Here is an 11,735-nt window from a genome sequence, read left to right on the forward strand (position 1 = left end):
ATTATGTATTGCCACTTTCAGAAATTCATCGATTCAGCTCAGCCACTTTGTATAGACGGTACTCTAAACTCGACCAGTTTTAATCAATTTTGGCAAGATGTGGCATTACAAGCTGCTGCAATTGCTCAAATGGAAAATCTAACTTGGGCTTTATGGGAAGCAGATAGTTATGAATTTCTGGTTTTATTCTTTGCTGCTTTGTTAGCGAAAAAGCAAATACTTTTGCCACCCAATCGAGTGCGTGAATTAGAACAGGATTTTGCAGCAAAGCAAATTTATTTTTTAAAGCGTCAAGAAATTGGAGAAGTTGTACCTTTATCTTTAACCTTAGATGATACTTTTTTAGAGCAGGCTCAACTCTATTTTTATACTTCGGGTTCAACTGGGGAACCTAAAAAAATTCCAAGAACACTTAGACAATTACTTAACGAAGTCCAAGGGTTGAGTCAGAGTTTTAGCTTTGATGAACATGCAACTGCGATTGCAACAGTTAGTCATCAACATATTTATGGATTACTGTTTAAATTATTACTACCACTTGCTACAGGTCGAAGTTTTTATAATCCTCAAATGGCATTCCCTGAAGATGTGGTACAAGCCCAAAAACAATTAGAAACAATGGGGTTAAGCAATTATTTGATCTCAAGTCCTGCTTTATTAAAACGCTGGACAACCGATGTTATTTTACAACACTGCCAGATGGTCTTTAGTTCCGGGGGCAAGCTAGAAAGTGGTGTTCGTCCTTCACTAAATCGTCCGATTATTGAAGTTTTGGGAAGTTCGGAAACTGGTGGTATTGCCCATCGCGCTAAAGATGAAGATGCTTGGACTGCATTTAGTAATGTGGCTATTCGTATTGAAGACCAACAGCTTATGGTCAAGAGTAATCATGCCTTTGAGAATAGCTGGATTACCACAGGTGACGGTGCGGCATGGACAGATGCAACATGTCAGATCTTTAAGCTGCTGGGGCGTACAGATCGAATTGTAAAACTTGAAGAAAAGCGTTTAAGTCTAGATGCGATCGAGCAAAGCATTCAAGCTTTAGATGTCGTAAAGCAATGCCATGTATTGGTATTTGAACATGAGCAACGCCAAATGTTGGGTTGTATTGTTGTTCTAACAGAACAAGCTCGTGAGCAATTACAACAGCAAGGTAAGTCCGCTTTTGTCAGCCATTTAAAACAGCAATTGAAAGACAGCTTGGAAACGATCGCAATTCCACGTCAATGGCGTTTCCTCAGTCAATTACCACAAAATACTCAGTCCAAACTCAATAAAAACTATTTGAAAACTCTATTTAAGCCTATGTTGCAACCCGTGGTGCTGTCACAGTCTCAAAATTCAGATGATCACATTTGGGAGTTAGAATTTCCACCTGAGTTGGCTTGTTTTAAAGGGCATTTCCCAACACAACCCATTTATCCTGGGGTTGGGCAAATAGGCTTTTTACAACAATTTGCTAAATCAATTTGGTCTGATTTGAGCTGGTGCCAGGGATATGAGCAGTTAAAATTCCAAAACCTGATTCGCCCTTATGCTGTAGTACAACTCAAGTTTTCTCGAAAAGATCACAAAGTGAGTTTTGAACTACGCGATTCAGAACAAATTCTGGCTTCAGGGCGATTGTTATTTGCTTTGCAAACGGAAGTAGAGGGTTAAAAATGAAGACCAATTACGGTTTTGTTGTTCCGGTTTATAACCATCCACATTATTTAGCAGATTTAATTTCTTATCTGGACAGTTTTCATCTACCGATTGTTTTGGTCAATGATGGCAGTGATGCTGCATGTAGCCAAATTTTAAAAGGATTGGCAGAGCAATATTCTCAAATTCACTTAATTGAGCATGACGTGAATAAGGGTAAAGGTCAGGCAGTTATGACGGGACTACGTGCGGCCTATGAGCTTGGTTTAAGCCATGCATTACAACTCGATTCAGATGGTCAACACTGCTGGGATGACATTCCAAAATTTATTGAGCAGTCTCGGCAGCATCCCGATGCAATGGTAATTGGTCAGCCATATTTTGATGCCTCTATTCCTAAAAAGCGCTTATATGGCCGTTACATTACTCATTTTTGGGTGTGGTTAAATAGCTTATCTTTTGAAATTAAAGATAGCATGTGTGGTTTTCGCATATATCCGCTCGAGAGCACAATCAAGGTATTGAATAGTGCTAGATTTCAGCCGCGTATGGGTTTTGATAGTGAAATTTTAGTACGTTTAAAATGGGAAAATACCCCTTTTATTAATGTACCAACGCCTGTGGTTTATCCAGAGCAGGGTATTTCTCATTTTCATGCTTGGCGAGATAATTTAGGACTAAGCAAAGCGCATGCAACCTTGTTTATGGGCATGCTGATTCGCTTACCGAAGCTATTAAAACAAAAGCTGCAAGGTTAATTATGACAGATTCAGCTTCACCAAAATGGAACGACATTAAAGAGCGAGGTGGCATGTTGCCCCTTATGCTGATGTTGTGGTTTTATCGTTTTGGTGGACGTTGGTTATGCAAGTTGGTGATGTATTTTGTCATTATGTGGTATTGGTTATTTGCAGCCACAGCAAGACAGGCTTCTTTACTCTATTTACAAAAACTGCATCATTTTGCTGGATCACAGTCGCCGTTTAACCACCAACCAAATTGGACAAATAGCTACGCGCATTTCATGCAATTTGGTGAATGTATTTTAGATAAGATTGAGGGCTGGCTAGGTAATATTCCTGAGCAGGAACTGCAAGTTTTTGGACATGAAAACTTCTCTGAGCATTATCAAAAAGGCGCTCTAATTGTTGTTTCTCACTTTGGCAATATTGAATTGCTTCGGGCAATTAAGTCAGAGCATCCACAGAAAATTAATGTGCTGGTTTATCAAAAGCACGCGACAAAATTTAATGAGTTTTTGAAAAAAATAAATGATAAGGCAGATGTGTGTCTTTTATCAGTTGATGAGCTGGGTATTGAAACTGCCATGCTATTGCAAGACAAAATGCAGCAAGGTGAATGGGTTATTGTGGCGGCAGATCGAGTGCCTGTGCAGTCAGATCGTGTACAGCATGTTGATTTTTTAGGAGAGTCAGCAGCTTTCCCGCAGGGTGCATGGATTTTAGCAAATTTACTCAAAGTGCCTGTTATTGCGGTGTTTTGTTATCGAGTACAACAGCAGTTTCAAGTGCATATTCATTCAATTGCCGAGCAAATTAATTTACCGCGTGCTAACCGTATTGAAAGTATGCAAACCATCACTAAAACGTATGTTGCCGTACTAGAACAGCATTGTCTGCGTGCCCCTTATCAATGGTTTAATTTTTATAATTTTTGGACGAAATAACATGCGTGTGTTAACCGTAGGTGAACAACCACTGAGTATTGAAGATGTCGTTTCTGTAGCAAGGGGCGAATGTCAGGTTGCTTTACCAGAAACGTCTGAGTGGCGTGAACTGATTCAAAAAGGCGCTGATTTTCTCGATCAGCTCCTTGAAGAAGAAGGGGTTATCTACGGGGTGACCACGGGTTATGGTGACTCATGTTTGGTTGAAGTGCCATTACATCAGGTTAATGAACTACCGCTACATCTTTCACGCTTTCATGGTTGTGGTTTAGGTGAAGATTTAGATGTCATCACTGCACGTGCAGTGGTGGTGACGCGTTTATATTCGTTAGCTCGCGGTTATTCGGGTGTATCAATAGCACTACTTGAGCGCTTGGTTTGGTTGCTGAACGAAAATGTAATTCCAGTCATTCCCTCTGAAGGTTCAGTCGGGGCAAGCGGGGACTTAACGCCGTTGTCCTATATTGCGGGAACTTTAGTTGGTGAGCGTGATGTCTATATCGATAGACAAATTGTTCCAGTTGCTCAGGTGTATGCTGAAAAAAATATGCTGCCTTTAACGCTTAGACCTAAAGAAGGTTTGGCGCTCATGAACGGCACAGCGGTGATGACAGCAATTGCTTGTCTAAACTATAAAAAAGCAGAGCAGATAGCACTTGCTAGTACTTTAATTACTGCTCTAAATGTTTTGGCCTTGGAAGGTAATCCTAGTCATTTTGATGAAGTACTGTTTGCACAGAAACCTCATCCGGGACAGCAACAGATTGCCAAGCAATTACGTGACTGGCTGAATAGTGAAGTACAAACAGCACATCAAAGCCCACGTTTGCAAGACCGTTATTCGCTTCGTTGCGCACCGCATATTATTGGCGTGTTTGAAGACTCAAAAGTATGGTTACGTCAGTTCATTGAAAATGAGCTGAATTCAAGTAATGACAATCCACTGATTGATCCTGTAGGGATGCGTGTATTGCATGGCGGTCATTTTTACGGTGGACATATTGCACAGGCAATGGATAGCTTAAAAATTATGATTGCCAATATTGCTGATTTGATGGACAGACAAATTGCACAGTTGGTTGACCACAAAATGAATCATGGTTTGCCACGTAATTTAACAGGTGCGACAGCTGAACGTTTACCACTGAATCATGGTTTTAAAGCGGTACAAATTGGGGTGTCGGCGTGGACGGCTGAAGCCTTGAAAAATACTTTGGCAGCTTCAATTTTTTCACGTTCAACCGAATGTCATAACCAAGACAAAGTCAGTATGGGAACCATTGCTGCGCGTGATGCGAGCCGAGTAATTACCTTAACACAGCAAGTCATTGCAGCTCTTTGCTGTGCGAGTGTGCAGGCGATTCATCTGAAAGGTTTAACTACGCAGTTAAGTCCAACATTGCAGGCATTTATGCAATGGACCTTACAAAGCTTTGCATTTGTCGAAGAAGACCGACCATTACAAACCGAATTACAACAGATTGTTGATCGTTTAGACCAACTTGAATTGTTTAATCAACCAGAATTTATGGGATAAGGTGAGCCAATGCATGCAGATGTAATCATTGAAATTCCATTTCATGATGTCGATACCATGAATGTGGTTTGGCATGGACACTATTTAAAATATTTTGAGATTGCGCGCTGCAAATTGCTCGATCAATTTCATTACAACTATATGCAGATGAAAGAATCTGGCTATGCATGGCCTGTGATTGAAAGCCATGTTCGCTATGCATACGGTATTGAGTTTGAACAAAAGATTCGGGTTCGGGCCATTTTAAAAGAATGGGAAAACCGTTTGAAAATTGATTATTTGATTTTTGATGCTGAGTCAGGGAAACGTTTAACCAAGGGTTATACCACACAGGTGGCGGTGAATATTGAAGCTCGTGAAATGTGTTTTCAATCGCCACAGGTTTTGTTTGATCGCTTGAATGCATGGTCTGAGTTTCAACCGAAGAGGAATGCGTGATGTCTCAATTCATCAAAACTTTAGGTTTAGGTGCTGCTGTTTGGATGAGCAGTTTAAGTGCGGTCTATGCAGCGCCAACACAGATCACTCAAATTTTTCAGCAATTGTCACAGTCTCCTACGGTTCGTGCTGATTTCGAACAACAAAAAAAATTGCCATCGTTGAATAAAACTTTTGTATCGAACGGATCTTTGTTGTTCTCAAAATCTTATGGTGTAGCGTGGCAAATCAAACGACCTGTGCAAGCAGATTTGATCGTTACCCCAACCAAATTGGTACAGAAAACTCAGCGTACATTTAGCCAAATACAAGTTGATCAATCGCCATATAGTTCGGTCGCGACTTTATTCTTACAGCTCATGTCTGGTAATGAACAGGCCTTAGCAAAGAATTTTAATGTAGTGAGTGCGAACTATAGTCCAGCGGGTTGGAGCATGAGCTTAACTCCGAAAAGTAGCTTGTTTAAAAAGTTATTTGTGCGTGTTGATGCTCAAGGACAACAGTACGTCAACCAAATTGTGATTACCGAGAAAGCGAATAATTTAACGACCATTCGCTTTAGTCACCAGACTTCTCAACCGACGACTCTAACGGCTGCTGAGCATGCGATTTTCCAACTGGCAAAATAAGTTTACCGCGCTTTGGTTAATTGCTCTGCTACTGATTGCGGTGGGGCTTGGCGTGACGTGGCTGAATAAAGATATTCATATTCAAACTAATATTTTTGCGTTATTGCCTAAAGTTCAGCAAGACCCAGAACTTGCACGTACTCAGCAGTACATGAATGAGCAACTCAACAATAAAGTATTTGTGGTTGTAGATGCCAAAGATGAAGCTGCGATACAACAAGCGACGCGTTTTTTAAAAGCTCAAGCTAAGCAAAGCCAGTTGTGGCAACCGTTAAAGCCACAACTTGATTTTGATCATTTTGCAAAACAGTTATATCAACATCGAGCAGGTTTGTTGAGTGCTCAAGATCAAGCCTTATTGCAAAAAAAGGATTATGCTGCGCTGACTGAACAAAGTCTGATGCAGATGATGAGTCCAGGCATGCCTGTCACTGCTGAGTCACTTAAGCAAGACCCGTTACTGTTGTTCCCTCGTTATGCCATGCAGCTGGCAACCCCGTCACAGCAAGATATTGAAATGGAGCAGGGTTTTGCCACGATTCATCATGAGCAAGGTATCTCTCGGCTTTTCGTATTACAGTTGACGCAAAGCCCATACAATATTGATTATCAAGAACAGACCTCTACTTGGATTGAACAAACTAAGCAAAAGTTAGCGGCAATGGGATTAAAATCTCATTGGACTGGAACTATTTTATTTTCAAATTTTGGTACGCAATCGGCTAAACAGGAAATCTCAACTATTGGTGTTGGCTCGACACTAGGCTTAATTTTTCTGGTTTGGTTCGGCTTTCGATCATTGCGACCTTTGGCGACCGAGTTTATTGCCGTTTCGACTGGAAGCTTTGTGGCGTTTGCGGTCACGCATTGGGTGTTTGGTGAAATTCACCTGATGACATTGGTCTTTGGCGCAAGTCTGATTGGTGTCTGTGTCGATTTTTCATTTTATTTTATGGCGATGCAATCGCAGCATAGAACGCTTGGTGGTTTTCAAATTTTAAAACCGCTATTACCAAGTTTGTTTATGGGCTTAATGACCACGTTGGTTGCTTACATCTTTTTGAGTTTTACTCCGTTTCCTGGGTTCAAGCAGATTGCAGTCTTTTCAATTGTAGGATTAACTGCGGCGTGGATCAGTAGTGTTCTACTATTACCAAGATTACCTGCACTCAATGCCCAGCCAGCAATAAAAGCTTTATCGTGGATTGGACAAGCACGGTTATGGTTTCAACAGCGTGCCAAAATTCGTTATGGCTTGATTGCGGTCATTTTAGCAGTAGGTACGGCAAGTCTTTTCTATCTTAAAAGTAACGATGATATTCGTAACTTACAAGGTATGGATGCGAGCTTAAAACAGCAGGACCAAGCTGTTCGCGAGCAATTTGGCCAGCAGCAAAGTAGTGATTATTTTGTGGTACGTGCAGCATCTGCAAATGAAATGCAGCAACAAGAGCAGCAACTGATTGGGCAATTACAACAGTTGCAAACAAACGGAAAAATCAGTGCATTTCAAGCTTTAGGTCAATGGATTCCACCATTGGCAGAGCAGCAAAATAATCTACAACTATTAAGAAATATTCCAAAAGCGACTTTGCAGCAATATGCACAAAGTATGGGCCTAAATGTCACTGATGTTTTACAGTGGCAACAGCAACTAGCGGCACAACCGTTATTAGATTTTTCAGTATTTAAAGATCACCCTTTAGCTTTTTTACAACCTCAAGCCAATGAGCGATTAGTGATGGTGACAGGGGTGAAACAACCTGACGCGTTAAAGCAACTTCAGAATGAGCATATACATTTCCAGCAACCGATTACTGCAATGTCACAAATGTTTGCTGAACATCGAGTGCAGGCTCAACATCTTCTGATTTATGCCTTAATTGGTCTGGCAGTTGGTTTGGCGTTTATTTATGGACTAAGTTCGATTGTGCCTTTGGTCCTGCCAGTCAGCTTGGCTTTGCTGAGCACTTTTGCTGTTCAGGCATGGTTAGGTGTCGAGATTAACCTATTTAGTATTATGGCGACTTTCCTGATTATTGGGATTGGTGTCGACTATGCAATATTCTATCGACATGGACATGATCACCCGCAAGTCGTTGGAATGGCATTATTTTTATGTATGATGTCGACTTTACTTGGCTTTGGATTACTTTCATTTAGCCATACTTATGCAATTCATTGTTTTGGTTTAACGGTTTTATTCGGGGTTATTTTCTCGTTTATCTATGCGACTTTGTTAACGCCCGCAGATGAAAAACATATCGTGAATTTACAAGACCATTCATAATTTGAATAAATTAAAAAGGAAGTTGTGCTATGAGCACTATAGAAAAAATTGACGTCGTGATTATTGGGGCTGGGCCATCAGGTAGTTCTGCTGCTGCACTTCTTCGAAAAAAGGGCTATACCGTTACGGTCATTGAAAAACAGTATTTCCCTCGTTTTTCGATTGGTGAGTCATTGTTACCGCAGTCTATGACGTTTTTAGAAGAAGCTGGTTTATTAGAAACAGTCCGTGAACATGTTGAACAATACGCTTTTCAATTTAAAAATGGTGCGGCTTTTCTACGTGGCAAACAGCGTAGTTTTTATGACTTTACAGAAAAATTTACGGATGGTCCGGGCACAACTTGGCAAGTTCGCCGTGCAGATTTTGACAACTTACTAGCAAAACAGGCTCAAGCTTATGGTGCTGATATACGCTTTGGGCATGAGGTTTTAGATGTTGATGTTGCATCTGAACAGCCTGTACTTACAGTAATTGATGAAGAGCAACAGCGTTATCAGATTCAAACTAAATTCTTATTAGATGCGAGTGGCTTTGGGCGAATTTTGCCAAAGTTATTAGATTTAGAGAGCCCATCAAATTTTCCAGTACGACGTGCACTGTTTACCCATATTGAAGATGGAATTACAGATGACCCAGAGTTTGATCGTAATAAAATTTTAATTACTGTCCATGAAAAAGATCATCGCGCATGGTATTGGCTGATTCCATTTGCAGATGGACGAGCTTCTTTCGGTGTGGTGGCAGAACAAGACTTTTTTGACAAATACACGGTCGAAAATGCTGAAGATAATGAGCCTGAGGCAATGTTTAAGCGTATTTTGGCTGATGAGCCAAGCTTGTCACATGTCTTGCGCCGTGCAAACTTTGATACACCAGTGCGCACCTTGGTTGGTTATTCAGCGAATGTAAAACACTTGGCAGACCGCAACTATGCGCTATTAGGTAATGCGGGTGAGTTTTTGGATCCTGTCTTTTCATCAGGTGTGACGATTGCTCTTAAATCTTCAAGTTTGGCGGTTCCTTTGGTTGAACGAATTTTACAAGGTGAACAAGTCGACTGGTTAGAAGAATATGAAAAGCCATTACGCCGCGGCATTCAAGTATTTCGTGCCTATGTTGAGTCATGGTACGAAGGCGAGTTCCAAGATGTGGTGTTCTCGCAAAATCAGAATGAAGGCATTCGCCGTATGATTTCTTCATTATTGGCAGGTTATGCGTGGGATGAACAAAACCCGATCCATAAAAATGCCAAGCGTAGACTTACCACCTTGGCAGAATATTGTCGTGAAGGCTTGGCGCAAGAACAGGTACTTGAGGGATAACCATGCAACGCAAATGGGCAACGATATTACTCAGTAGCTTGATATTTTTAAATGGTTGTCAAATCATGCCACATGCCAAAGGGCTACAAAGTCCACTATGGCAGGCTCAGACTTATCAAAGACAAGATCAGGTTGAGGTCCAGTGGAAGCAGCAAAGTTTTAGCTTCTTGTTATATCAACAGCAAAAGGGTGCTGTACTGGATATGGTCGCTTTGAGCTTGACAGGCCAGCAATTATTTAAGTTACAGTTTGATGGGCATCGGGTTCATGTTGAACAGCGGGTTGATCAAATGCGTTTATTGCCTTTTGAGTTTGTGGTGCGTGACCTTTTGTTTGCGACATACCCTCAGTTTTCACATTTAGGGCAGCAAGCTGTAGAGATGAAACAACAAGCAGATAAGCAAGTTATTTATATTGAAAAACAACCTGTGTTGCAGCTTAAACAGGGGCAAGGAAGCATTGAATTGATTAATGAGCAAGTCCCTTATACCATGACGCTGAGTTCGATTGAGAACACATTACAGACAGAAGAAAGTCCTACGCCATGAAACATTTACCTTCAGAAAATGCAGCTCCAATGGCAGTAGGCATACAATTTAGTGTTGGTTTATCTGCATTAGGCTGCGAACTTAATCAAATTAAACAGGCATTACAACAGCCGCAGCAAACCTTGAGTTTGCGGGATGATTTAATCGCTAATCGTAATGTGTGGGTGGGGCAATATACGCATCCATTATGTTCGCATGTACCCGATGCTTTACAGTGTGTAGATTCACGTAATCTACGTTTTGCATTAACCGCATTATCTAAAATCGAAACAGAGTTAAAAGCTTATACAGCATCCTTTGAAAATAAACGTTTAGCCATTGTGGTAGGCACCTCTACTTCTGGTATTGCAGATAATGAATTATTACTTAAGCAATATTTTCAAGGGCAAATAGATCTATCGATATCACATTATCCTCAAGAAATGAGCTGTTTAGCGAAAGCATTACAGCAGTACTTAGGATGGGAAGGGCCTGCATATACGATTTCGACAGCTTGTTCTTCAAGCGCTAAAGCGTTAGCGGCAGGGCAGAGATTACTTCACGCAGACTTAGCAGATGTTGTGCTGGTTGGTGGCGTTGATACCTTGTGCAAGTTGACCCTAAATGGGTTTAATAGTCTAGAAAGTTTATCTGAACATATTTGCCAACCCTGCGGTGTAAGCCGTGATGGTATTAATATTGGTGAAGCTGCTGCGTTTTTTGTACTAAGTAAAGAACAAGCACCTGTCATGTTAATGGGGGCGGGTGAATCCATGGATGCATGGCATATTTCAGCTCCACATCCTGAAGGTAAAGGTGCTGCTTTAGCTATGCAACGTGCATTAGATATGGCACATATTTCCGCTCAGGAGGTGAGCTATATCAACTTGCACGGAACAGCAACTCCACAAAATGACGCAATGGAAATTAAGGCTATAAGACAAGTTTTTGGTAATTACCAAGTTGCTTTAAGTAGTACAAAACACAAAACTGGACATTGTCTCGGTGCAGCGGGTGCCATCGAAGCTTTTATTTGTGAGCAAGTTTTAAAAGATCAAAGTTGGTTGCCTTTACATCAAAATGTTGAGTTTGATCCAGATTTGACTGACCAAAACTATGTGCAAGATGCTGAACTAAAACAACCCATTCGCTATGTCATGAGTAATTCTTTCGCTTTTGGGGGAAGTAATATTAGTCTTGTTTTTGGAGTAAAACCCTAATGAAACTAGAGGCAATTCAATATATTCCTCATGAGCAACCGATGGTATTTATTGACCATTTAACGGATGTTGCTGAAGGGCGGGCACAAGCAGAACTCACGATTACACCAGAGCTCATGTTTTGTGAAGCGGAAGGATTGCCGACATGGGCAAGCATTGAAATTATGGCACAAACAATTAGTGCTTATTCAGGCTGGCAAGGCCAACAGTCAAAACAAGCACCAAAAGTCGGTTTTTTATTGGGAACACGTAAATTAAATTTACCCATCCCTTATTTCCCCTTAGGTTCACGATTGATCATTCAAATAGAGCAACAATATTTTCATGAAGGCCTTGGGCAATTTTCCTGTGAAATTCAATATGCTGAGCACTGCATTCAGGCAACGTTAAGTGTATTTGAACCTACAGAAACACCATTTGAATAACCACAAAGAA

Annotated in this window: 11 protein-coding genes; all 11 read left to right on the forward strand. The window is 40.9% G+C overall.

The genetic code is table 11. The annotated features are described in order from the left end of the window. Positions 1-3: 3 nt before the first annotated feature. Genes AW165_RS06430 through AW165_RS06480 form a run of 11 tightly spaced genes read left to right on the forward strand, consistent with a single transcriptional unit; the run spans position 4 to position 11,725 of the window. A complete protein-coding gene (locus AW165_RS06430; protein WP_060465269.1) occupies positions 4-1,662 on the forward strand; it encodes an AMP-binding protein in 1,659 nt (552 codons plus the stop codon). Positions 1,663-1,664: 2 nt separating this feature from the next. Then, a complete protein-coding gene (locus AW165_RS06435) occupies positions 1,665-2,405 on the forward strand; it encodes a glycosyltransferase family 2 protein (RefSeq protein WP_060465270.1) in 741 nt (246 codons plus the stop codon). Positions 2,406-2,407: 2 nt separating this feature from the next. After that, positions 2,408-3,334, forward strand: coding sequence for an acyltransferase (locus tag AW165_RS06440; protein ID WP_060465271.1), 927 nt, complete (start codon positions 2,408-2,410; stop codon positions 3,332-3,334). Position 3,335: 1 nt separating this feature from the next. Continuing rightward, on the forward strand, positions 3,336-4,871 hold the full coding sequence (locus AW165_RS06445; RefSeq protein ID WP_060465272.1) for an HAL/PAL/TAL family ammonia-lyase: 1,536 nt from the start codon (positions 3,336-3,338) through the stop codon (positions 4,869-4,871). Positions 4,872-4,880: 9 nt separating this feature from the next. Next, the gene (locus AW165_RS06450; protein ID WP_000542808.1) at positions 4,881-5,309 is read left to right on the forward strand and encodes an acyl-CoA thioesterase; all 429 of its coding nucleotides are present in this window, start codon (positions 4,881-4,883) and stop codon (positions 5,307-5,309) included. Further along, the gene (locus tag AW165_RS06455; RefSeq protein WP_004794688.1) at positions 5,309-5,938 is read left to right on the forward strand and encodes a LolA family protein; all 630 of its coding nucleotides are present in this window, start codon (positions 5,309-5,311) and stop codon (positions 5,936-5,938) included. The genes AW165_RS06450 and AW165_RS06455 overlap by 1 nt, the downstream gene beginning before the upstream one ends. Further along, complete coding sequence (locus AW165_RS06460; RefSeq protein WP_060465273.1) at positions 5,913-8,228, forward strand: MMPL family transporter; 2,316 nt, start codon at positions 5,913-5,915, stop codon at positions 8,226-8,228. The genes AW165_RS06455 and AW165_RS06460 overlap by 26 nt, the downstream gene beginning before the upstream one ends. 29 nt (positions 8,229-8,257) lie before the next feature. Then, the gene (locus tag AW165_RS06465; protein WP_060465274.1) at positions 8,258-9,553 is read left to right on the forward strand and encodes an NAD(P)/FAD-dependent oxidoreductase; all 1,296 of its coding nucleotides are present in this window, start codon (positions 8,258-8,260) and stop codon (positions 9,551-9,553) included. Between the two features lie 2 nt (positions 9,554-9,555). Next, complete coding sequence (locus tag AW165_RS06470) at positions 9,556-10,101, forward strand: DUF3261 domain-containing protein (protein ID WP_060465275.1); 546 nt, start codon at positions 9,556-9,558, stop codon at positions 10,099-10,101. Beyond that, the gene (locus AW165_RS06475) at positions 10,098-11,300 is read left to right on the forward strand and encodes a beta-ketoacyl-[acyl-carrier-protein] synthase family protein (RefSeq protein ID WP_060465276.1); all 1,203 of its coding nucleotides are present in this window, start codon (positions 10,098-10,100) and stop codon (positions 11,298-11,300) included. Before AW165_RS06470 ends, AW165_RS06475 begins: the two co-directional genes overlap by 4 nt. Further along, positions 11,300-11,725 carry a 3-hydroxylacyl-ACP dehydratase gene (locus AW165_RS06480; protein WP_060465277.1) on the forward strand — a complete coding sequence of 142 codons (426 nt, stop codon included), beginning with the start codon at positions 11,300-11,302 and terminating at the stop codon, positions 11,723-11,725. Before AW165_RS06475 ends, AW165_RS06480 begins: the two co-directional genes overlap by 1 nt. Positions 11,726-11,735 lie beyond the last annotated feature (10 nt).

The organism is Acinetobacter sp. LMB-5 (assembly GCF_001541635.1).
GTDB lineage: Bacteria > Pseudomonadota > Gammaproteobacteria > Pseudomonadales > Moraxellaceae > Acinetobacter > Acinetobacter pittii.